The organism is Pseudoduganella sp. SL102, from assembly GCF_027856995.1.
Lineage (GTDB): Bacteria > Pseudomonadota > Gammaproteobacteria > Burkholderiales > Burkholderiaceae_D > Rugamonas > Rugamonas albidiflava.
Genome location: NZ_CP115554.1, coordinates 6,562,362 through 6,583,533, shown reverse-complemented (window position 1 = coordinate 6,583,533; position 21,172 = coordinate 6,562,362). Strand labels below are relative to the sequence as shown.

18 protein-coding genes, 1 tRNA gene and 1 riboswitch are annotated in these 21,172 nt (G+C 64.8%); of the genes, 9 read left to right on the top strand and 10 right to left on the bottom strand.

Annotation, left to right across the window (positions count from 1 at the left end; all coding sequences use genetic code 11):
* Nucleotides 1-841 precede the first annotated feature (841 nt).
* The 9 genes from rng to OU994_RS27810 all read right to left on the bottom strand — a co-directional run bounded on the left by rng (nt 842) and on the right by OU994_RS27810 (nt 9,153).
* Nucleotides 842-2,305: a ribonuclease G gene (gene rng, locus OU994_RS27850; protein ID WP_131144105.1), complete on the bottom strand. Its 1,464-nt coding sequence runs from the start codon at nt 2,303-2,305 to the stop codon at nt 842-844.
* On the bottom strand, nt 2,302-2,922 hold the full coding sequence (locus tag OU994_RS27845; protein ID WP_281608543.1) for a nucleoside triphosphate pyrophosphatase: 621 nt from the start codon (nt 2,920-2,922) through the stop codon (nt 2,302-2,304). The genes rng and OU994_RS27845 overlap by 4 nt, the downstream gene beginning before the upstream one ends.
* A gap of 53 nt (nt 2,923-2,975) precedes the next feature.
* A complete protein-coding gene (gene rlmH / locus OU994_RS27840) occupies nt 2,976-3,446 on the bottom strand; it encodes a 23S rRNA (pseudouridine(1915)-N(3))-methyltransferase RlmH (RefSeq protein WP_131144107.1) in 471 nt (156 codons plus the stop codon).
* An 8-nt stretch (nt 3,447-3,454) separates the two neighbouring features.
* Nucleotides 3,455-4,162: a ribosome silencing factor gene (gene rsfS, locus OU994_RS27835; protein ID WP_281608542.1), complete on the bottom strand. Its 708-nt coding sequence runs from the start codon at nt 4,160-4,162 to the stop codon at nt 3,455-3,457.
* Nucleotides 4,163-4,168: 6 nt separating this feature from the next.
* Nucleotides 4,169-4,837, bottom strand: a complete 669-nt coding sequence (gene nadD / locus OU994_RS27830) for a nicotinate (nicotinamide) nucleotide adenylyltransferase (protein ID WP_281608541.1) — start codon at nt 4,835-4,837, stop codon at nt 4,169-4,171.
* Nucleotides 4,838-4,854: 17 nt separating this feature from the next.
* Complete coding sequence (gene hemF / locus OU994_RS27825; protein WP_131144110.1) at nt 4,855-5,763, bottom strand: oxygen-dependent coproporphyrinogen oxidase; 909 nt, start codon at nt 5,761-5,763, stop codon at nt 4,855-4,857.
* 19 nt (nt 5,764-5,782) lie between these two features.
* Nucleotides 5,783-7,051 (bottom strand): phosphoribosylamine--glycine ligase, encoded by a 1,269-nt coding sequence (gene purD, locus OU994_RS27820; RefSeq protein WP_131144111.1) that lies wholly within the window; start codon nt 7,049-7,051, stop codon nt 5,783-5,785.
* Between the two features lie 342 nt (nt 7,052-7,393).
* Nucleotides 7,394-8,122 (bottom strand): YebC/PmpR family DNA-binding transcriptional regulator, encoded by a 729-nt coding sequence (locus tag OU994_RS27815; RefSeq protein WP_281608540.1) that lies wholly within the window; start codon nt 8,120-8,122, stop codon nt 7,394-7,396.
* Nucleotides 8,123-8,328: 206 nt separating this feature from the next.
* Nucleotides 8,329-9,153 carry a DUF4214 domain-containing protein gene (locus OU994_RS27810; RefSeq protein WP_281608539.1) on the bottom strand — a complete coding sequence of 275 codons (825 nt, stop codon included), beginning with the start codon at nt 9,151-9,153 and terminating at the stop codon, nt 8,329-8,331.
* Between the two features lie 218 nt (nt 9,154-9,371).
* On the opposite strand from OU994_RS27810, the gene OU994_RS27805 reads away from it, so the two are divergent.
* Genes OU994_RS27805 through OU994_RS27785 form a run of 5 tightly spaced genes read left to right on the top strand, consistent with a single transcriptional unit; the run spans nt 9,372 to nt 13,328 of the window.
* Nucleotides 9,372-10,298, top strand: a complete 927-nt coding sequence (locus tag OU994_RS27805; protein WP_281608538.1) for a DMT family transporter — start codon at nt 9,372-9,374, stop codon at nt 10,296-10,298.
* Nucleotide 10,299: 1 nt separating this feature from the next.
* On the top strand, nt 10,300-10,713 hold the full coding sequence (locus OU994_RS27800) for a methylglyoxal synthase (protein ID WP_131144115.1): 414 nt from the start codon (nt 10,300-10,302) through the stop codon (nt 10,711-10,713).
* Nucleotides 10,710-11,687, top strand: coding sequence for a quinone oxidoreductase (locus OU994_RS27795; protein WP_281608537.1), 978 nt, complete (start codon nt 10,710-10,712; stop codon nt 11,685-11,687). The genes OU994_RS27800 and OU994_RS27795 overlap by 4 nt, the downstream gene beginning before the upstream one ends.
* 1 nt (nt 11,688) lies before the next feature.
* Nucleotides 11,689-11,811, top strand: coding sequence for a hypothetical protein (locus OU994_RS27790; protein ID WP_281608536.1), 123 nt, complete (start codon nt 11,689-11,691; stop codon nt 11,809-11,811).
* Nucleotides 11,808-13,328 carry a S41 family peptidase gene (locus OU994_RS27785; protein WP_281608535.1) on the top strand — a complete coding sequence of 507 codons (1,521 nt, stop codon included), beginning with the start codon at nt 11,808-11,810 and terminating at the stop codon, nt 13,326-13,328. Before OU994_RS27790 ends, OU994_RS27785 begins: the two co-directional genes overlap by 4 nt.
* 101 nt (nt 13,329-13,429) lie before the next feature.
* On the opposite strand, the gene OU994_RS27780 is transcribed toward OU994_RS27785, so the two are convergent.
* Nucleotides 13,430-14,086, bottom strand: coding sequence for a DUF4136 domain-containing protein (locus OU994_RS27780; protein ID WP_281608534.1), 657 nt, complete (start codon nt 14,084-14,086; stop codon nt 13,430-13,432).
* A 191-nt stretch (nt 14,087-14,277) separates the two neighbouring features.
* Here OU994_RS27780 and pepN point away from each other — a divergent pair, with 191 nt between their 5' ends.
* From pepN to OU994_RS27760, 4 genes are all read left to right on the top strand, one after another.
* Nucleotides 14,278-16,911, top strand: a complete 2,634-nt coding sequence (pepN, locus tag OU994_RS27775; RefSeq protein WP_281608533.1) for an aminopeptidase N — start codon at nt 14,278-14,280, stop codon at nt 16,909-16,911.
* A 27-nt stretch (nt 16,912-16,938) separates the two neighbouring features.
* Complete coding sequence (locus OU994_RS27770) at nt 16,939-17,949, top strand: class 1 fructose-bisphosphatase (RefSeq protein ID WP_131144120.1); 1,011 nt, start codon at nt 16,939-16,941, stop codon at nt 17,947-17,949.
* Between the two features lie 146 nt (nt 17,950-18,095).
* Nucleotides 18,096-18,171: transfer RNA gene (locus OU994_RS27765), tRNA-Thr, on the top strand.
* A 456-nt stretch (nt 18,172-18,627) separates the two neighbouring features.
* Nucleotides 18,628-18,852, top strand: a riboswitch (cobalamin riboswitch).
* 199 nt (nt 18,853-19,051) lie between these two features.
* Complete coding sequence (locus OU994_RS27760; protein WP_281608532.1) at nt 19,052-21,085, top strand: TonB-dependent receptor; 2,034 nt, start codon at nt 19,052-19,054, stop codon at nt 21,083-21,085.
* Nucleotides 21,086-21,172: the final 87 nt, after the last annotated feature.

Below are 21,172 nucleotides of genomic sequence, written 5' to 3'. Positions count from 1 at the left end.
ATGTCTTCACTTTCCGTGCTGCTAGAGCACCCACACGCCCATGGCCGCGATGTCCCTCGCTGTCATAGGCTCTATCTCATCTGTAGTCATATTGACCCCTTGCCCTAGCATACCTGTGCTCTTGCCAAGTAGTCAAGGTTGTGGTAGGCCTGTATCGATGCAGGCTTAGCAACTGACGAGCGAAACACCAATAGATCATCTTGCGAAAGTAATGCGGCCTCACCACTATCAGTTCCGGATGCTATTGTGGTGCCCTGTCTTTTGACTCAATGGCTTACGATGTCGTTGCGATGCAGGCGAGACTGTTATACTTCGAGTAGTTGACTAGATAGCACGGGCCAATGCGAGAGCGGCTTCTTTCTAATATTGTTTGGAGAGCAGTTCGCTATTTCTGGGGCCGCTTCGTTCAAGTCAATGCTTGCTGCGGCCGAGGAATTTTGAGGGAGGAGGCGCACGCTTTTACCAAGTACATGTTAGCGGAAAGGAAGCATGCTCCTATCTTCAGGCCTGTCGGTAAGTCCCTGCTTCTTCGATATTCGAGGCTGTATGACGCGATTGAGCTAGCCGGCGTTGACAGAGACCGCACCGCGATTCTCTACGGAACCTGATATTGGGATAGCCGAAGGAATTGCCTAATCGAAGCGAAACGCCTTGAGGCACACAAAGCAATCTCAAAGAACTTGATTAAAGCTCTGTCATATGTCAACGGGGGCTACCTTCTTTTTTCCTCTCGATAGCACCCGGTAATATAGCAGCTCGTATATATGTAGCTAAGCATGTAACTAGCATACATAGTCCGATCACTAATTTATTAAGCAGTTAATTCAAAAGAATATTTTTATTACATCAAAATCACGTCGTACTGCTCCTGGTGATACGACGTCTCCACCTGCAGCGAAATCTTCTTGCCGATGAAATCGCCAAGCATGGCGAGATGCTGCGATTCTTCTTCCAGGAACAGGTCGACCACTTCCTGCGAGGCGAGGATGCGGAATTCGCGCGGGTTGAACTGCTTGGCTTCGCGCAGCAGCTCGCGCAGGATCTCGTAGCAGATGGTGCGCGAGGTTTTCACTTGACCCTTGCCGCCGCAGGCGGGGCAGGGCTCGCACAGGATGTGCGCCAGCGATTCGCGGGTGCGCTTGCGCGTCATTTCGACGAGGCCCAGGGCCGAGAAGCCGCTGACGGACACCTTGGTGCGGTCGCGCGCCAGGGCCTTCTTCAGTTCGGCCAGCACGTTGCCGCGGTGCTCGGCGTTTTCCATGTCGATGAAATCGAGGATGATGATGCCGCCCAGGTTGCGCAGCCGCAGCTGGCGCGCGATGGCATGGGCCGCTTCCAGGTTGGTCTTGAAGATCGTGTCGGCGAAATTGCGCCCGCCCACGTAGCCGCCCGTGTTGACGTCGATCGTGGTCATGGCCTCGGTCTGGTCGACGATCAGGTAGCCGCCCGATTTCAGGTCCACGCGCCGGCCCAGCGCGCGCTGGATTTCCTCTTCCACGCCATACAGGTCGAACAGCGGGCGCTCGCCCGTGTAATGGTGCATGCGCGGCAGCACGCTGGGCGTGTAGGTCTTGCCGAATTCGGTGAGGCTGACGAAGTTCTCGCGCGAGTCGACCTGGATGGTGGCCGTTTCATCGTGCACGAAGTCGCGCAGCACGCGCTGGGCCAGCGAAAGATCCTGGTGCAGCAGGGAAGTCGGCGGCCGCGTGCGCGCGCCGTGCGTGATCGCGGCCCAGGTCTTGCGCAGGTAGTCGATGTCCGCGGCCAGGTCGCCGTCGCTGGCATCCTCGGCCTGCGTGCGCACGATGTAGCCGCCTTTTTCTTCCTTCGGCAACAGGCCCTGCATGCGCGTGCGCAGCGCTTCGCGCTCGCTTTCCTTCTCGATCTTCTGCGAGATGCCGATATGCGAATCCTGCGGCAGGTACACCAGCATGCGGCCGGCGATCGAGATCTGCGTCGACAGGCGTGCGCCCTTGGTGCCGATCGGATCCTTGATCACCTGCACCGTCAGCACCTGGCCATCGAACAGCAGCTTTTCGATCGGCGTCGGCGTGGCGTTGGTGCCGTCGTGCGGGCGCGCCTCCCAGATGTCCGCCACGTGGAGGAAGGCGGCGCGCTCCAGGCCGATGTCGATGAATGCCGACTGCATGCCGGGCAGCACGCGCACCACCTTGCCGGAATAGACGTTGCCGGCCAGGCCGCGCGTGAGCGTGCGCTCGATGTGCAATTCCTGGACGGCGCCCTGCAGGACCAGGGCCACGCGGGTTTCCTGCGGCGTGATGTTGATGAGGATGTCTTCGCTCATGGCAGTCTCAGGCCGGCACGGCGCAGCAGGTCCGCCGTCTCGAACAGCGGCAGGCCCATGATGCCGGAATGGCTGCCTTCGATATGCTCGATGAACATCGCCGCCAGGCCCTGGATGCCGTAGCCGCCGGCCTTGTCGTAAGGTTCCGTGGTGGCGCAGTAGGCCGCGATGTCGGCCGGCTTCAGCTGCGCGAAACGCACCTGCGACACCTGCGTGAAGCTGTCCGCGAAATCGTGGGTGCGCACCGCCACGGTGGTCAGCACGTCGTGCGTGCGGCCGGACAGGCGCTGCAGCATCGCCTGCGCCTCGTCCTTGCCGGCCGGCTTGCCGAGGATGACCCCGTCGACGGCCACCGTGGTATCGGCCGTCAGCACGGGGCGCGGCCGCAGGTGGCGGCGGCGCGACAGGTCGAACGCGACGTCGGCCTTCTCGTTGGCCACGCGGCGCACGTAGATGTCGGCCGGCTCGTCGGGCAGCACTTCCTCCGTTACGTCCGCTCCGCGCGGGCCATCGCTGCGCAGCAGCAGCAACTCGAAATCGACGCCGATCTGGCGCAGCAGTTCGCGGCGGCGCGGGCTTTTGGACGCCAGGTAGATTTTTCGTTCGACCGGTTTCATCGTTGTTGTTATCGTCGTCTTGTCACTGGGCAGTGCCCCGGCACGGGCCGGGATCACACCCGATGATAGGGATGGTTCTGGGTAATGGTCCACGCACGGTAGAGCTGTTCGGCCAGCATCACCCGCACCACGCCATGCGGCAGCGTCATGCTGGAAATGCGGATCAACCCTTCGGCCCTGGCCTTCAGGCCGGGATCGAGGCCGTCGGCGCCGCCGATCAGGAAAGCCGTGTCGCGGCCATCCTGCTGCCACAGCTCGAGCTGCTGCGACAGGCCCACGCTGGTGAGATCCTTGCCGCGTTCGTCGAGCGCGATGATGCGCACCGATTTCGGCAGCGCCGCCTCGATACGCTCGCGCTCGAGCGCCATCGCGGTGGCGGCGGTCTTGCTGCCGGAGCGCTCGACGGGCTTGATTTCCTTCAGCACGATGCGCAACTCGGGCGGCATGCGTTTCACATATTCGGCAAAGCCGGTTTCGATCCAGGCGGGCATCTTGTGCCCGACGGCAGCGATGATCAGCTGCATGGGTCAGGTCACTCTTCCGCGGCCGGCTTCTTGATCCGCTTGATGACGGTCTTGGCCGGCGCTGCCGGTTCCTTGGCCTTGGCTTCCTTGGCGGCCCTGGCCGAAGCGACAGCGGCCTTCGGCGCGGCGACCTTGACCTTCTTGCCTTCTGGAACCTCGACCTTCGGCGCGGCTTTCTTCGCGGCGGCTTTCTTCGCCACGGCGCCCGCGGCGGCGGCGGCCTTCACGGTGCCGGGCTTGCGGGCCGGGGCTTTCTTCTCGATGACCGGTTCCGCTTCCTTGGCAACCTTGTTGGCGGCCAGGTGGCCGGCCTTCTTCTTCGGCGCGGCGTCGAGCGCTTCGGCAGCCTTGCCTTCGGCGGAAGTCTTGCGCTTGGCGGCGCCCAGCTTCACCGGCTTCTCGCCCCAGATTTCCTCGAGGCGGTAGTAGGCGCGGATCGGCGCCTGCATGATGTGGACGATCATGTCGCCCAGGTCCACCAGCACCCATTCGCCGGTGTCTTCGCCTTCCACGCCGATGACGTCGCCGCCGGCTTCCTTCACCTTGTCACGCACCGAAGCGGCCAGCGCGCGGGTCTGGCGGTTCGAGGTACCGGAGGCGATGCAGATGCGGTCGAACAGGCTGGTCAGGCCGGTGGTGTCGAACAGGACGATGTCCTGGCCCTTGACGTCTTCCAGGGCGTCGACGACGAGGGCTTGCAGTTTTTTGATATCCATTCAGTTTTACTTCTTATAAAGATTATGTTGTTCGATATAGTCTAGCACCGGCGCCGGAATCGGCGAGCCGCTATCGTATTCATAGTTTCCGCCCGCCAGCCATTGCCGGATGCGGGTCGAGGAGATATCCACCGCCAGGTCGGCCGCGATGCAGGTATTTCCGGCCGGCCGGCTGCACAGTTGTTCCGGCGCCACCAGGCGGCCACGGAACTCGGCCGCCACGGCGGCCGGGATGTCCGGCCCGTCGAGCGAGAAGCCGGGGCGGGCCGCCACGCACAGGTGCGCCAGGCCGAACAGCTCCCGCCAGTCGCGCCAGGTATCGAGCCGCTGCAGCTGGTCGGCACCCATCAGGAAGCACAGCGCGGTCTCCTCGCCGTACTTCGGTCCAAGTTCCGCCCGCAGCGCGCGCAGTGTCTCGACCGTGTAGGTGGGCCGGCCCCGGTCGATCTCCTGCCGGTCGACCACCACCTGGTACGGCTGGCCGGCAAACGCCAGCGCGGCCATGTCGGCGCGCTGGGACGGTGTCGCCACCAGGCTGCTTTTCTGCCACGGCACGGTCGGGATCACGCGCAGCTCGGCGGCGCCCAGCAGGCGCACGAACGTGGCGCCGAGCGCCACATGGCCGTTATGGATCGGATCGAAGCTGCCGCCCAGCAGCAGGACACAGCGGGGCACGGTGGAATGCTGCGCGGTCACGCCAGCCAGTCGCGGTGCGGCAGGAAGTCGGTGTACAGCGCCGCCTCCGGCGTGCCCTCCGCCGGGTGCCAGTCGTAGCGCCACTTGACGATCGGCGGCATCGACATCAGGATCGCCTCGGTGCGCCCGCCCGACTGCAGGCCGAACAGCGTGCCGCGGTCGAATACGAGGTTGAATTCCACGTAGCGGCCGCGCCGGTAAGCCTGGAAGTCGCGCTCCCGTTCACCATACGGCGTGTCCATGCGGTTGCGCAGGATCGGCAGGTAGGCGCCCAGGAAGCCGTCGCCCACGCTCTGCACCATCGCGAAGCTGGTGTCGAAATCGCGCTCGTTGAAATCGTCGAAGAAGATGCCGCCGACGCCGCGCGCCTCCTGGCGGTGCTTCAGGTAGAAGTACTCGTCGCACCACTGCTTGAAGCGCGGGTGCAGGTCGTCGCCGAACGGCGCCAGCATCTCGCGGCAGCTGCGGTGGAAATGGCGCACGTCCGCCTCGTTGCCGTAGTACGGCGTCAGGTCCATGCCGCCGCCGAACCACCAGACCGGCGTGCCATCCTCGGTGGATGTCGAGAAGAAGCGCACGTTCATGTGCACCGTGGGCGCATACGGGTTGCGCGGGTGGAGCACCAGCGACACGCCCATCGCTTCCCAGGCCCGCCCGCCGATGCCGGGGCGATGCGCCGCGGCCGATGGCGGCAGCTTCGCGCCCGTCACGTGCGAGAAATTGCAGCCGCCCCGTTCCAGTACATTGCCTTCCTCGACGAGACGCGAGATGCCGCCGCCGCCTTCGGGGCGCTGCCAGGCGTCGCGCAGGAACGGCGTGCCGTCCGCTTCTTCGAGGGCGGACACGATGCGTTCCTGCAGGTCGATCAGCCAGGCCTTGACGGCTTCGGGGTTGGGTGTCGTCATCTTGCTAGGTTCCCGGCGCTCAGTGCTTCAGGCCGCGCCAGCCGATGTCGCGGCGGCATTGCATGCCGTCGAAGCGGATTTCCCCGACCGTTTCATAGGCCTGCTTCTGCGCCAGCTTGACCGAATCGCCCAGGCCGACCACGCACAGTACGCGGCCGCCGGAAGTGACCAGCTGGCCATCCACTTCGGCCGTGCCGGCGTGGAACGTGACCGACTCCGGCGTTTCGGCCGGGATGCCTTCGATGACGTTGCCCTTCACGGGATCGTCCGGATAGCCGGCCGCGGCCAGCACCACGCCGACGGCGGTGCGGCGGTCCCACTCCAGGCCCACGGCGTCGAGCGTGCCGTTCACGGCATGTTCCATCACGGTCACCAGGTCCGTCTTCAGGCGCGCCATGATCGGCTGGGTTTCCGGATCGCCCATGCGGCAGTTGAATTCCAGCGTCTTCGGATTGCCGGCCGCGTCGATCATCAGGCCCGCGTACAGGAAGCCGGAGAATGGAATGCCATCCTTGGCCATGCCGGCGATCGTGGGGTTGATGATCTCGCGCATCACGCGCGCATGCATCGCCGGCGTCACGATCGGCGCGGGCGAGTAGGCGCCCATGCCGCCCGTGTTCGGGCCCTGGTCGTTGTCGAGCAGGCGCTTGTGATCCTGGCTGGTGGCCAGCGGCAGCACGTTCTTGCCATCGCACATGACGATGAACGATGCTTCCTCGCCGGCCAGGAATTCCTCGATGACGATGCGCGCGCCGGCGTCGCCGAAGCGGTTGTCGGACAGCATGTGCTCGACCGCCTGGTGCGCTTCCTCGAGCGTCATCGCCACCACCACGCCCTTGCCGGCGGCCAGGCCATCGGCCTTGATCACGATCGGCGCGCCTTTCGCGTCGATGTAGGCGTGCGCCTGCGCGGCATCGCTGAACGTTTCATACTCGGCGGTGGGAATGCCGTGCCGCTTCATGAACGCCTTGGCGAAATCCTTCGACGATTCCAGCTGCGCCGCTTCCTTCGTGGGGCCGAAGACCTTCAGGCCGCGCGCGCGGAACAGGTTGACGATGCCGCCGGCCAGCGGCGTCTCCGGGCCCACCACGGTCAGGGCGATATGTTCCCGCGTGACGAATTCGGCCAGCGCGCCCAGGTCCGTGACGGGCAGGTTCTGCAGGCGTGGATCGCGTGCCGTGCCACCGTTGCCGGGGGCGACGTAGACGATCTGCACCCGTTCCGATTGGGCCAATTTCCAAGCCAGCGCATGCTCGCGGCCGCCGGAGCCGACTACCAGAATTTTCATAAGGATCTTCGGTTGGTTTTTTAGAAGCTGTTTCCGCATGCGCCTGCACGCGCATGGGGAAAGAACCTCGGAGACTGAAACAGCGGCCCGCGGGCCGCTGCTGCTTCATGCGATCAATTGTTCGCCGCACCGGCCGGCGCAGGATGCCGCCTGAAGACCGGTGCCGCCATGTTGCCCGCTGCAAGTTATCCGATCACCGCGATTCCATCACCGCGGTTCGATCACTGCGGTTCGATCACTGCGTTTCGATCACTGCGTTTCGATTACTGCGTTTCGATTACTGCGGCCCACGATGTTCGATCACTGCTGTTCGATCACTGCGCTGGAATGACTGCTCTTCGATTACTGCTCTTCGATCACGGCGTTGGTATAGACTTCCTGGGTATCGTCCAGGTTTTCCAGCGCGTCCAGCAGTTTCTGCATCTTTACCGCGTCGTCGCCGGTAAACACGGTCTCGGTGGCGGGCTTCATCACGATCTCGGCCACTTCGGCCTTGAAGCCGGCCTTGTCCAGCGCATCCTTGACGGCGGCGAAATCGTTCGGCGCGCACAGCACTTCGAAGCCGCCTTCCTCGTCCGCGACCACGTCTTCGGCGCCGGCTTCCAGCGCCGCATCCATCAGCGTCGCTTCATCGGTGCCGGGGGCGAACAGGAACTGGCCGCAGTGCTTGAACAGGAACGACACGGAATTTTCCGTGCCCATGTTGCCGCCGAATTTGCTGAACGCGTGGCGCACTTCGGCCACGGTACGCACCCGGTTGTCGGTCATGCAGTCGACGATGACCGCCGCACCGCCGATGCCGTAGCCTTCGTAGCGGACTTCCTCGTAGTTTGCGCCGTCTTCGCCGCCGGTGCCGCGCGTGATCGCGCGTTGCACGTTGTCTTTCGGCATGTTGGCATCGGCCGCCTTGTCCACCGCCAGGCGCAGGCGCGGATTGGTCGAGATGTCGCCGCCGCCCATGCGCGCGGCAACGGTGATTTCCTTGATGAGGCGCGTCCAGATCTTGCCGCGTTTCGCGTCCGTTGCAGCCTTTTTATGCTTGATATTGGCCCATTTGCTGTGTCCAGCCATGTTCGCTTTTCCTTAGACGGTATGCAATCGAGGGCGGTATTCTAGCATACCGCCCCCTGCCGATCGCACCGCCGCGGCCCGGGCCCGGGGTTATTCAGCCATTGGCTGGCCACTGCTGGAGCGAGTGCAGGAGCCACTGGTCGAGCCACCGGTCGAGCCACTGCACAGCCGCCGCCCGGATGCCTCGGCTGCGGCTCAGCCGTGGCTTAGCCGGCGAACAGCTTGTATTCGATACCGTCCTGGATGCTGCCGATGACCGCTGCGCGGTTTTCCGTGCTTTCCGAGAAGCCGATCAGCAGTTGCTCGCGGGTGGCACCGCTGTCCATCGCGCCGAGCCAGAAGGCGAAGCCCGCCGCGTCCGGTTCCCGGTGCAGCGCATTCAGGTACAGGTTGGTGAGGAACAGTTCGTCGGTCGATTCCCGGCCATACAGGCGCGCCCATTCCTCGCTGCCGGTGAAGCCCGCCGCCAGGCCTTCCAGGCTGCCGCCATTGTCCGCCGCCTTCAGCCAGAAGCCCAGGCCTTCCTTGTCGGGGGTGCGGTTCAGCGCCGCCTGGTACAGGCGGTACATCTTGCCGGCGTTGCCGTCGATGTCGTAGGCGATCGAGACATCCGAGAAGTTCAGGCGCTCGACCGAGGTCAGCGTGTCCTTCGGACCCTCGGACGTGAACACGGCGCCCGGCAGGCCATCCTTGGACGCCAGCGTGTAGTCGCCGCGTTTGCCCGCGTAGACGGCGGTGTCGATGCCATCACCACCGATCAGGTTGTTGGTGCCGGCACCGCCGATCAGCTGGTCGTTGCCGGAGCCGCCCGTCAGCTGGTCGTTGCCGGCACCGCCGTCGAGCCGGTCGCCGATGAAGTCGGGCTGCGAACCGGTAGTAACGATGAACTCGCCGCTGTACAGGCCATCGTTGCCGTCGCCGCCGATCAGCGTGTCCGCGCCGCCCTGGCCCCAGATGACGTCTTGCCCGGCACCGCCGGTCAGGGTCTCGCTGGCGGGGGTGCCGCCCTGGAAGGTTGGTGAGTCTGCCATGATAATTTCCTTGTATTCCTGATTTTCAATTGCTGGATGCCACGTGTCGCCGTGGCCGAACTTGTCTAGGGAAGCGCTGATAACAAAAATGCATTGTCAAGACTACAAGGAAATGGCTGAGTTGTCGATGGTGACTTTCAACCGTGTGACGGCGCGAACCCATCCGGTGTATGGGCCGGGGCCGGCAAGGAAGCCGGTTTTGCCCGTACAATGGCCCGATGGACAAGACCATCACGACTCCAGCCACGTCCTACCTGGGCGGGCTGGCGCTGGCCATCGGCGGGGCCATGCTGTTTTCCGCCAAGGCCGTCATCGCCAAGCTGCTGTACCGCTATCACATCGATGCCGTCACGCTGATCGCCTTCCGCATGCTGTTTTCACTGCCCGTGTTCGCTGCCGTGGCGCTGTGGAAGATGCGCGGCGCCGCGCCGCTGTCGGCCGGCGACCGCTGGCGCATCGTGGGGCTCGGGCTGGTCGGCTATTACCTGTCCAGCTTTCTCGATTTCCTCGGCCTGCAGTACATCACCGTGGGCCTGGAACGGCTGATCCTGTTCCTCACGCCCACGTTCGTGCTGCTGATCTCGGCCACCTGGCTGCGCCAGCACATCGGCCGCCTGCAATGGCTGGCGCTGGCCGTGTCGTATGCCGGCATCGTCCTCGTCTTCGTGCACGACCTGCAGGGCGGCGGCCCCAACGTGCTGCTGGGTTCCGCGCTCGTGCTGGGCTCGGCGGCAGCCTACGCGGCCTACCTTCTGCTGTCCGGCGAGATGGTCAAGCGCCTCGGTGCGCTGCGGCTGGTGGCCTACGCGATGTGCGTGTCCAGCGCCGCCTGCCTCGCGCAGTACTTCCTGCTGCGCCCCGCGGCGGGCCTGCTCCAGCCGCTGCCGGTGTACGGCCTGTCGCTGGCGAACGGCCTGCTGTGCACCGTGGCGCCGGTGTTCATGACGATGACCGCCGTGCAGCGCATCGGCGCCGGCGCGGCGTCGCAGGCGGGCATGATCGGCCCCGTTTCCACGCTGTTCCTCGGCGCCGTCATCCTTGCCGAACCCGTCACGAGCTGGCAACTGGCCGGCACCGCGCTGGTGCTGGCCGGGATCTACCTGCTCTCGAATGCCCATGCGGCCAAACCAAGAAATGGAAATTGACATGACTTCCTCCGCAGCTCCCCGGATTGCCCTGATCGCCCACGACAAGAAGAAAGACGACATGATCGCCCTGGCCGGCGAATACGCGGCGTTCCTGCGCCGCTGCACGCTGACCGCCACCGGCACCACGGGCGGGCGGCTGGCCGCCGAACTGGGCCTGACGGTGGACCGCAAGCATTCCGGCCCGCTGGGCGGCGACCTGCAGATCGGCGCACTGCTGGTGGAAGACCGCATCGATGCGGTGATCTTCCTGCGCGATCCGATGACGCCGCAACCGCACGAGCCGGACATCAATGCGCTGGTGCGCGCCTGCGACGTGCACAACGTGGCCTGTGCCACCAACATGGCAACGGCGCATTTGGTACTGTCGCAGCTGCAGGCGGCCAGCGCCGCATCGAACGGGGAGGAACGATGAGCAAGGCAATACGGATGAGCCGCACCGGCGGCCCGGAGGTGATGGAATACGTGGATGTCGACGTCGGTCCGCCGGGCCCCGGCGAAGCCACCGTGCAGCACGCGGCGATCGGCCTGAACTTCATCGACGTGTATTTCCGTACCGGCCTGTATCCGCAGCCGCTGCCGAACGGCCTCGGCATGGAAGGCGCCGGCACGGTGGAAGCGGTGGGCGAGGGCGTCACGCACGTGAAGGTGGGCGACCGCGTGGCCTATGCCGGCCGGCCGAACGGCGCCTATGCGCAGGTGCGCAACCTGCCGGCCAGCCTGCTGGTGGTGCTGCCGGAAAAGATCGCCTTCGACACGGCGGCGGCCATGATGTTGCAGGGCATGACGGCGCAGTACCTGCTGCACCGCACCGCGCACCTGAAGCCGGGCGACACGATCCTGTGGCATGCGGCCGCCGGCGGCGTCGGCCTGATCGCCTGCCAATGGGCCAAGGTGCTGGGCGTGAACCTGATCGGCACGGTGGGCTCGGAGGAAAAGGCCGCGCTGGCGATCGAACACGGCGCGGCGCACGTGATCAACTACCGGCGCGAGAACTTCGTCGACAAGGTGCGCGAACTGACGGGTGGCGAGGGCGTGTCGGTGGCCTACGATTCGATCGGCCAGGACACCTTCTACGGCTCGCTCGATTGCCTGGCACCGCTGGGCTTGATGGTCAGTTTCGGCAACGCCTCCGGGCCGGTGCCGGCGTTCGCGCCGTCGGAACTGCAATCGCGCGGCTCGCTGTTCCTCACGCGGCCCACGATGATGCACTACACGGCAAAGCGCGAAGACCTGGAAGCCACCGCCCGCTCGCTGTTCGGCGTGGTGGCCAGCGGCGAAGTGAAGATCGCCATCCACCAGCGCTACCACCTGCCGGACGTGGCGCAGGCGCACATCGACCTGGAGTCGCGCAAGACCACCGGCTCCTCGATCCTGGTGCCGCGCTGACATGGCCAGCCCGAACGAAGAAGACGACGGCAACCCGAAATTCGGCCGCCTGCTGGTCGCGCTGCTGCTGGCGCTGGTGCTGGTGGTGCTGATCACCTTTGCCAGCGAAGCGTTGTTCACTTGAAGCGGCTGCTCCCGATCCTGATGCTGGCCGCTGGCGCTGGCGCTGCCGCCGCCGCCGCGGCCGCTGCCGGCCCTGCACCCGAACTGCCCGATGCGCCGGCCGGCTGGCAGGCAGCCGCGGCGCGCGACATCGCGGCCGCCTACGACATCACGCTGGCAAACCACGCCGGCGCGCGCGATCCGCATAACCCGGCCTTCGTCGGCAACCTCGAGGCGGCACGCGACCATGGCCTGGCACTGGCCGCCAGAGTGGCCGACGTCAACGGCTACGTGGCGGCGCTGCAGGGATTCACGGCGCGCTTCCACGACGGTCACGCGGGCGTGCGCCCGAGGATCGACAGCAGCGTGCGGGCGCGCCGGCAGTGGCCCGGCTTCGTGGCGGCCTGGCGCGGCGACCTGTATGTCTATGCCGCGGAAGATGGCGCGGCGCGTCAGGGCGAGCGGATCGTGTCGTGCGATGGCAAGCCGGCCCGGCAACTGATGGCGGACAACGTGTTCGCCTTCGAGGGCCGCAGCAGCGAAGAGGGCCAGTGGTGGAGCCTGGCGCCCTGGCTGTTCGTCGATTCGCAGAATCCCTTCCTGGCACGGCCGGCACGCTGCGTGTTCGAGTGGGCGGGCGGGCGCATCGAACGCGAGCTGGCCTGGCGGCCGATGACGGACCAGGCCTTGACCTGGCGCGACGACAACCTGGCACCGGATACGCTGCCGGTCGGGTTGACCGAGCCGCGCCCGAAGCTGTTCTGGATGGCGATGCCCACCTTCCATCCATCGGACGCCGAGCGAGCCTCGTACCATGCCGTCTACCGCCAGGTGGAAGCGCAGCGCGAACGCCTGCTGGACGCGGATGCGGTGGTGATCGACCTGCGCCGCAACGGCGGCGGCAATTCGGTGTGGAGCGGGCAGTTCGCCTCCGCGCTGTGGGGCGCCGACCGGGTACGGAGCCTTGCCCAGGCGCGTACGGCCAGCGAGCGCGTGTGGTACCGGGCGACGCCGGACAATATCGCCCACTTCAGGTCCATCGTCGAGACGTTCACCGCCAAGAAGGAACCGGCGATCGCGGCCTGGGCAGCCGCGCTGGAAGCGGGCATGCGCGCGGCGCTGGCGGCCGGCAAGCCGTATTACGTCGCCAACGAGGATGCCCCGCCGGCACAGCCGAACCCGCAGGCGGACCGGCCGGGCGATCCGCCGGCCTTCACGCGGCCGGTGTACGTGATCGTGCCGGGCAACTGCGCCAGTGCGTGCCTGGACGCGATCGATTACTTCAAGCTGTTTCCGAACACCAGGCTGATCGGCGCGCCCAGCTCGGCCGATTCGACCTATATGGAAGTGCGCTCGCAGGAGTTGCCGGGCGGCCTCGCCCGCGTGATCGTGCCTGTCAAGCTGTATGTCAACCGGCCGCGCGGCAACGGCGAATTCTACCGCCCGGACATCGCCGTGACCGCCCTGCAGTGGACTACCGCCGAGTTCCAGGCCGTGGTCGAGCGCGATCTCGCATCTGCTGGCGCGCTCGTAAAATAAACAGGGACGGAGCTGTTTCCAGGAAATTTCCTTAGAAACAGGCAGTCCGGCGTCCCGGTCCGTCCCATTTTCCCTGGACCTTATCGGCGCGGAACGCCGTTCTACTGCAGCTCGAGATCGATCTGCTTCGCCTTGCCGCTCTCGCCCGGGAAGCCGGTGAACGCGCTCTGCACCAGCAGCGGCATCACCGAAGGCGTCGATTGCCGCCGGCTGGTGTTCTGCACCGTCACGTCGTACAGCTTCTTGCCGGTATTGTCGGCGATCGAGACATTCAGCTTGCGCTCGTAGTTGTGCCGGATGACTTCGCGGTACTCGGTCGGGCCGAACATCCATGGATCGTAGTACGGCCGGAACGCCCAGTGGCGATAGCGGTAGCGCGACGGATAGAAGCCGCCGCGGTACGGCCAGGCGCCGTACATGCTCCAGTACGGCCCGGCGCCGGTCCAGAACGGATCGTAGGCCTGCAGCACGCGGGTCGGCCGGTCGATGGTCGAAAATGCCATGTCGACACGCAGCCTGGCCTGCTCGGGCGCGCCGGCCTGGGCGAAGCCCAGCTTCGACAGCTCGTTGGCCACCAGGCCCTGGTAGCTGCGGTATTCCAGCGTGTCCTCGCTCGGCGCGGGCGTATCGAACACGTAGGTTTTCTCCTGCAGCTGGGCCGGCCACTCGTGGAACACCGTGACGTCGCTGCGGATGGTGGTTGCGCACCCGCCGAGCAGCAGGGTGCCGGCTGCGACAAGGATGGCGAAGAATTTCATGATCTACTCCCAGAAAAAGGTATTTCCCCACGGTTAGTGTATGACTGGTCCGCTTGCACCACTCGATTATTACAGAATGTTACGGCAGCACGGAAAGCTGAAACGTTCGGCGCCGTTCCGGCAGCAAATCGCCGTACGAAAGCCAGGGTGTTGGTAAAATGATCTTTTGTCCGCAACAAAGGTGAAGGCCCATGAGAACCGACAGCCCGCAGACGATTTACCGCAAGGATTACACACCGCCCAGCTACCTCGTTGAAACGGTGGAACTGGGTTTCGATCTAGACCCCGCCCGCACGATCGTCGCCAACCGGATCACGCTCCGCCACAATCCCGACAGCAAGGGCCGCGATATCGTCCTGCATGGCGAGGACATCGAACTGGTGGCGCTGAGGCTGAACGGTACCGAACTGAACCCAGGCCAGTACATATTGGGGACGAACACGCTGACCATCAAGAAGGCGCCGTTGAATGTCGTGCTGGAGATCGAAACCACCTGCGCGCCGGAAAAGAACACCACGCTTTCCGGGCTGTATGTCTCGAACGGCAGCTTCTACACGCAATGCGAGGCGGAAGGTTTCCGCCGCATCACGTATTTCCCCGACCGGCCGGACGTGATGGCCGTGTTCACCGTGATGCTGCGCGCCGACAAGGAAAAGTACCCGGTACTGCTGTCGAACGGCAACCTGGTGGAAGCGGGCGACCTCGACGACGGCCGCCATTACGCCAAGTGGGAAGACCCGTTCAAGAAGCCGTCGTACCTGTTCGCCCTGGTGGCCGCGAAACTGGTCTGCCAGGAAGAAACCTTCAGGCTGGCCGATGGCCGCGATGCGCTGCTGCAGGTATGGGTCGAGGAGGGCAATCTCGACAAGACCGACTACGCCATGCAGTCGCTGAAGAATTCGATCCGCTGGGACGAAGAGCGCTGGGGCCTCGAGCTCGACCTGGACCGCTTCATGATCGTCGCCGTCGGCGATTTCAACATGGGCGCGATGGAAAACAAGGGCCTGAACATCTTCAACACCAAGTTCGTGCTGGCCAATCCGGCCACCGCCACGGACGTCGACTATGCCGGCATCGAAGCCGTGGTCGGCCATGAATACTTCCACAACTGGACCGGCAACCGGGTCACGTGCCGCGACTGGTTCCAGCTGTCGCTGAAGGAAGGCCTGACCGTGTTCCGCGACCAGGAATTCTCGGCCGACATGATCGGCACGGCCAGCGGCCGCGCCGTCACCCGCATCGACCAGGTGCGCACGCTGCGCCAGGCCCAGTACCCGGAAGACGCCGGCCCGATGGCGCACCCGGTGCGCCCGGATTCGTTCGTGGAAATTAACAATTTCTACACGGTGACCGTGTATGAAAAGGGTGCCGAAGTGGTGCGCATGTACCAGACCCTGCTGGGCCGCGAAGGCTTCCGCAAGGGCATGGACCTGTACTTCCAGCGCCATGACGAACAGGCTGTCACGTGCGACGATTTCCGCGCCGCGATGGCGTCCGCCAGCGGCCGCGACCTCACGCAGTTCGAGCGCTGGTACAGCCAGGCCGGCACGCCGGTCGTCACCGCCAGCGGCGAGTACGATGCCGCCGCGCACCGCTATGTGCTGACGCTGGCGCAACGCTGCCCGCCGACCCCCGGCCAGCCGGAAAAGCTGCCGTTCCATATTCCCGTGGCCGTCGGCCTGCTGGACGGCGGCGGCCGCGACATGCCGCTGAACCCGGACGGCGACACCACGGTGGTGCTGGAACTGACCGAGGGGAAGCAGGAATTCACCTTCGACGGCATTTCGGAAGCGCCCACGCCATCGCTGCTGCGCGATTTCTCGGCCCCCGTGATCCTCGAATACCCGTACACGGACGACGAACTGCTGCACCTGTTCCGCCATGACAGCGACCCGGTAAACCGCTGGGAAGCCGGGCAGCGCCTGGCCATGGCGCGCCTGCTCAAGCTGACCGCCGCCGTGCAGGCGGGCGAAGTGCTCGACCTGGACTACACCTTCGTGTCGGCGCAGCGCGCGCTGCTGCTCGACAGCACGCTGGAAGCGGCGTTCCGCGAGCAGGCGCTGATCCTGCCATCCGAATCCGTGATCGCGGACCAGATGGAAGTGGTCGACCCGCAGGCGATCCACCACGCCCGCCAGTTCATGCGCAGGACCATCGCCGTCATGCTGCGCAGCGAACTGTTGAACGCCATCGCGGCCAACCAGACGCCGGGCGACTACAGCCCGGACGCCGTCTCGGCCGGCAAGCGCGGCCTGAAGAACCTGTCGCTGGCCTACCTGCTGGCCGCGCCGGACGCCTTCACGCTCGACCTGGCGCGCCGCCAGTTCAACGAAGCGACCAACATGACCGACCGCGCGTCGGCGCTGACGGCGCTGATCCACAGCGGCGCGGATGTCGAAGCGCAGCTGCAGGCGTTCTACGACCAGTTCAAGGGCGAGGCGCTGGTGGTCGACAAGTGGTTCGCCATGCAGGCCAGCGCGCCGACCACCACCGTGGCGCGCGTGCGCGAGCTGATGGGACACCCGGCCTTCACGCTGCGCACGCCGAACCGCGCGCGCAGCCTGCTGTTCAGCTTTACCAACAACAACCCGTCGCAATTCCACGCGAAGGATGGCAGCGGCTATGAATTCTGGGCCGAGCACGTGGTCAAGCTCGACGCGCTGAACCCGCAGGTGGCGGCCCGCTTCGCGCGCGGCATGGACCGCTGGCGCCGCTATGCGCCCGAGCTGCAGGCGCACATGCGCCGCGCACTGGAACGGGTGGCCGGCGCGCCGAAGCTGTCGAACGACGTGATGGAAGTGGTGTCGAAGGCATTGGCCAACTAAAGAATTATCTACAAACCAAGGGAATCCATGAAACGTATCAGCCTTACCCAACACCTCGTCGAGGAACAGCGCCAGCACCACAATATCCCGGCCGAACTGCGCCTGCTGATCGAAGTGGTCTCGCGTGCCTGCAAGACCATCGCCCACTCGGTGGGCAAGGGCGCCCTCGGTGACGTGCTGGGCGCGCTCGAAAGCGAGAACGTGCAGGGCGAAGTGCAGAAAAAGCTCGACGTCATCTCGAACGAGATCCTGCTCGAAGCGAACGAGTGGGGCGGCCACCTGGCCGCGATGGCATCCGAAGAGATGGAGACCATCCACCTGATCCCGAACCGCTATCCGAAGGGCGAATACATGCTGGTGTTCGATCCGCTGGACGGCTCGTCGAACATCGACGTCAACGTGTCGATCGGCACCATCTTCTCGGTGATCAAGGCGCCGGAAGGCATGGCCACGCCGACCGAAACGGATTTCCTGCAGCCGGGCAGCAAGCAGGTCGCCGCCGGCTACGCGGTGTACGGCCCGCAGACGATGCTGGTGCTGACCACCGGGAACGGCGTGAACTGCTTCACGCTGGACCGCGAGATGGGTTCGTGGGTGCTCACGCAGCGCAACATGCAGATTCCGCCGACGACCCGGGAATTCGCCATCAACATGTCGAACCAGCGCCACTGGCAGCCGCCGGTGCAGCGCTACATTGGCGAACTGCTGGCCGGCAGCACGGGCCCGCGCGGCGCCGACTTCAACATGCGCTGGATCGCCTCGATGGTGGCCGACGTGCACCGCATCCTCAACCGCGGCGGCATCTTCATGTACCCGGCGGATGTGCGCGACCCCAGCAAGCCAGGCAAGCTGCGCCTGATGTACGAAGCCAACCCGATGGCCTTCATCGTCGAGCAGGCCGGCGGCATGGCCACCGACGGCAAGCACCGCATCCTGGACATCCAGCCGACCACGCTGCACCAGCGCGTGCCTGTGTTCCTGGGCTCGCGCGATGAAGTGGCGGTGGTCACCGGCTATCACCACGAAGGTACGGCGTAATCTTTCGGCACAAGAATTTCGAAAAGAGACCCTAGTCAACTGTAAAAACCGTTGCTATAATGTGGCCTCTTTCGCAGCGCTTCATGTGCAGCGGAAGACAGGTTAAACAAGTAGTACAGCATCTAGTACAGATTTCTACAGGTTTAGCCGCTGTAGCTCAGTCGGTAGAGCAGCGCATTCGTAATGCGAAGGTCACCAGTTCGATTCCGGTCAGCGGCACCAAGATTGGCAGTAAAACAAAGGGTTGCACGATTTTTCGTGCAGCCCTTTTGTTTTTTCGACGGCTCATGATCAAGTACCGCCATGTAACCCGGCATGACCCATGCTGCCTGTTTCCCGGCTCGAATCATCGCTTGTCCTGGCTTGCTCCGCGTCGGTCCAGGTAGTGCCATCGTCGACTGCGACGTCGAATCCATCTTCATTTGGCGCATGGCGGGTCGACCCGTGGCCAGGCAGGCACTGGCCTGCTCGACGCCGCAGCCCGGCGCTGTTCATGATCTCCGCAAGGCGCGATTCAATCGCAGCAGCTGACGCACCATGTGCGGCAACCCGCATTCCGCTCCCTCCGCCCAATGGTGCCGAGGCATCAAGGATCAATTTCACATCCAAGGGACAGCTCTTACTGCGCAGTGCGTGTCCGTACCTGGCAATGACAGGCGCCCGGGCTTGGCTGTAGAATCCTGCGCTTGTGTGAACGGTGTCCTGCCATCGACCGATGGCAGGGTTAAACGGGAAGCCGGTGACGCGCGGATATCCATCCCCGCCACTCCGGCGCAGCCCCCGCTGCTGTAAGCCTGACGAACCGGTTCAACGCCACTGCATCTGGTCACGCCAGCGCGGGAAGGCAGGAACCGGGAAGGATGAGGGCGAGCCAGAAGACCGGCCGGTCACGATGCATGTGCAAAACCCGGGGAGTGGTTTTGCCTGTTGGCGGTTCGTTTGTTTTCCAGTCTGGCGGTAACGACGCGTGACGTTGCGTGCTTCGTGCGTTCGCGCGCTTGGCCAGAAACGTGCCGTGATTGCTTCGCGTCGCCGGGCATGGCCTTTTTGTATTGCTTGAATATTAATTTTGCCGCGATCCGTCCCCATGAAAATCCCTCCGATGAACACCCGGCTCCTGCCCGTCGTGCTTGCCGTCCTGTCGTTTTCCGCCCATGCGGACGATCCACCCTTCCAGCGCGTGCTGGTCGATGGTTCGCGCATCAGCCAGCTCGGCGAAGCCGATTCCGCTGCCGCGGGCACGGTGACGCAGAGCCAGTTGCAGGCCCGCACCACCTACCGGCCCGGCGAACTGCTGGAAGCCACGCCGGGGCTGGTGGTAAGCCAGCACAGCGGGGAGGGCAAGGCCAACCAGTTCTACCTGCGTGGCTTCAACCTCGATCACGGCACCGACCTGCGCACGACTGTCGACGGCATGCCCGTCAACCAGCGCAGCCATGCCCACGGGCAGGGCTGGACGGACCTGAACTTCGTGATCCCGGAACTGGCCGGGCGGCTCGACTTCAAGAAAGGCCCGTATTCGGCCACATCGGGCGATTTCTCTTCCGCTGGCGCCACCGAACTCACCTACGTGAATCGGCTCACGTCCGGCATTGCCAATTTCACCGCTGGCCAGAACGGCTATGGCCGCGCGATGATCGCCGGTTCGCCTGAAGTCGGCAATGGCAACCTGCTGTACGGACTGGAGACGATGCACAACGATGGCCCCTTCACGCGCGGCGACGACTATCGCAAGGTGAACGGGGTGCTGCGCTACAGCGAAGGCTTCGAGAACAATGGCTACTCGGTTACCGCAATGGCGTACCGCGCCAAGTGGAACGCCACCGACCAGATCCCGCAGCGCGCCGTCGACAGCGGTACGCTGGGCCGCTTCGATGCGATCGACCCTGCCGATGGCGGCAGCGCGCACCGCTACAGCCTGTCCGGCAAATGGCAGCGCAGCGACGATGACACCAGCGCCAGGATATCCGCATATGTGATCGCGAACCGCCTGGAACTGTTTTCGAATTTCACCTACTTCCTGGACGATCCAGTCAATGGCGACCAGTTCGCGCAGCCGGACCGGCGCGTGACGTCCGGCTTCGACGCCAGCTATTCCTGGCATCACCATCGGGGCGGCATGACGTCGACCACCACGGTCGGTCTCACCGCGCAGAACGACAACATCCACAACGGCCTGTACCACACGAAGGCACGCCAGGTGATCGGCACCACGCGTGAAGACCATATCGTCGAGACCAGCGGGGCGCTGTACGTGGAAAACCAGACCCGGTGGAATCCCGCGTTCCGCACGGTAGCGGGACTGCGGGCGGACCGTTATCGATTCGACGTCCACGGCGACAATGCGGCCAATGCCGGCACCGCCAACGACAATATCCTGTCGCCGAGTGCCGGCTTGATCTTCGGACCATGGGCGCGGACCGAGTTCTATGTCAATGCCGGCACTGGCTTCCACAGCAACGACGCGCGCGGCACCGTGATCGCGGTCGATCCGAAGACGGGCGAGCAGGCCGATCGCGTCACGCCGCTGGCCCGCACGCGGGGCCTGGACCTGGGCGTGCGTACCGAATGGGTGCAGGGCCTGCAATCGTCGCTGTCGCTGTACCGCCTCGACATGGATTCCGAACTGCTGTTCGTGGGCGACGCCGGCACGACCGAGGCGGGGCGCCCGAGCCGCCGCTACGGCATTGAGTTCTCCAACTACTACAAGCCGGTGAAATGGCTGTCGCTGGACGCGGATATCGCCTATGCGCGGGCACGCTTCCGCGACCAGGATCCGGCAGGCGACCGGATTCCGGGCGCGGTCGAGGGTGTGGCCCAGTTCGCCGCGACGGTAACGCCGGCCGGGCCATGGTCCGGTGCCCTGCGCCTGCGCTGGTTCGGCCCGCGCCCGCTGATCGAAGATAACAGCGTGCGCTCCAGGGCGACGACGACGCTGAACGGCCGCATTGGCTACCGGATCGGCAAGGCGACCCAGATCGAGCTCGAAGCATTCAACCTGGCCAACCGGAGCGCATCGGCGATCGACTATTTCTATGAGTCGCGGCTGTCTGGCGAGGCGGAGCCGGCCGAAGACATCCACTTCCATCCGATCGAGTCGCGTTCGTTCCGGGTGTCGCTGACGCACCGGTTCTGAATCGCCGCTGTCGCCGTGGGCGAGGCTGCGCGCGAAGGATGACCACGGAAGGGAATCAGCCGATGTGGCGTTCCGGGAAGCCGCCAG

What these genes read in the sequence shown, in the direction of transcription:
- rng (WP_131144105.1), bottom strand. Translation starts at nt 2,305, where the DNA reads ATGAGCGAAGACATCCTCATCAACATCACGCCGCAGGAAACCCGCGTG.
- OU994_RS27845 (WP_281608543.1), bottom strand. Translation starts at nt 2,922, where the DNA reads ATGAAACCGGTCGAACGAAAAATCTACCTGGCGTCCAAAAGCCCGCGC.
- rlmH (WP_131144107.1), bottom strand. Translation starts at nt 3,446, where the DNA reads ATGCAGCTGATCATCGCTGCCGTCGGGCACAAGATGCCCGCCTGGATC.
- rsfS (WP_281608542.1), bottom strand. Translation starts at nt 4,162, where the DNA reads ATGGATATCAAAAAACTGCAAGCCCTCGTCGTCGACGCCCTGGAAGAC.
- hemF (WP_131144110.1), bottom strand. Translation starts at nt 5,763, where the DNA reads ATGACGACACCCAACCCCGAAGCCGTCAAGGCCTGGCTGATCGACCTG.
- purD (WP_131144111.1), bottom strand. Translation starts at nt 7,051, where the DNA reads ATGAAAATTCTGGTAGTCGGCTCCGGCGGCCGCGAGCATGCGCTGGCT.
- OU994_RS27815 (WP_281608540.1), bottom strand. Translation starts at nt 8,122, where the DNA reads ATGGCTGGACACAGCAAATGGGCCAATATCAAGCATAAAAAGGCTGCA.
- OU994_RS27810 (WP_281608539.1), bottom strand. Translation starts at nt 9,153, where the DNA reads ATGGCAGACTCACCAACCTTCCAGGGCGGCACCCCCGCCAGCGAGACC.
- OU994_RS27805 (WP_281608538.1), top strand. Translation starts at nt 9,372, where the DNA reads ATGGACAAGACCATCACGACTCCAGCCACGTCCTACCTGGGCGGGCTG.
- OU994_RS27800 (WP_131144115.1), top strand. Translation starts at nt 10,300, where the DNA reads ATGACTTCCTCCGCAGCTCCCCGGATTGCCCTGATCGCCCACGACAAG.
- OU994_RS27795 (WP_281608537.1), top strand. Translation starts at nt 10,710, where the DNA reads ATGAGCAAGGCAATACGGATGAGCCGCACCGGCGGCCCGGAGGTGATG.
- OU994_RS27790 (WP_281608536.1), top strand. Translation starts at nt 11,689, where the DNA reads ATGGCCAGCCCGAACGAAGAAGACGACGGCAACCCGAAATTCGGCCGC.
- OU994_RS27780 (WP_281608534.1), bottom strand. Translation starts at nt 14,086, where the DNA reads ATGAAATTCTTCGCCATCCTTGTCGCAGCCGGCACCCTGCTGCTCGGC.
- pepN (WP_281608533.1), top strand. Translation starts at nt 14,278, where the DNA reads ATGAGAACCGACAGCCCGCAGACGATTTACCGCAAGGATTACACACCG.
- OU994_RS27770 (WP_131144120.1), top strand. Translation starts at nt 16,939, where the DNA reads ATGAAACGTATCAGCCTTACCCAACACCTCGTCGAGGAACAGCGCCAG.
- OU994_RS27760 (WP_281608532.1), top strand. Translation starts at nt 19,052, where the DNA reads ATGAACACCCGGCTCCTGCCCGTCGTGCTTGCCGTCCTGTCGTTTTCC.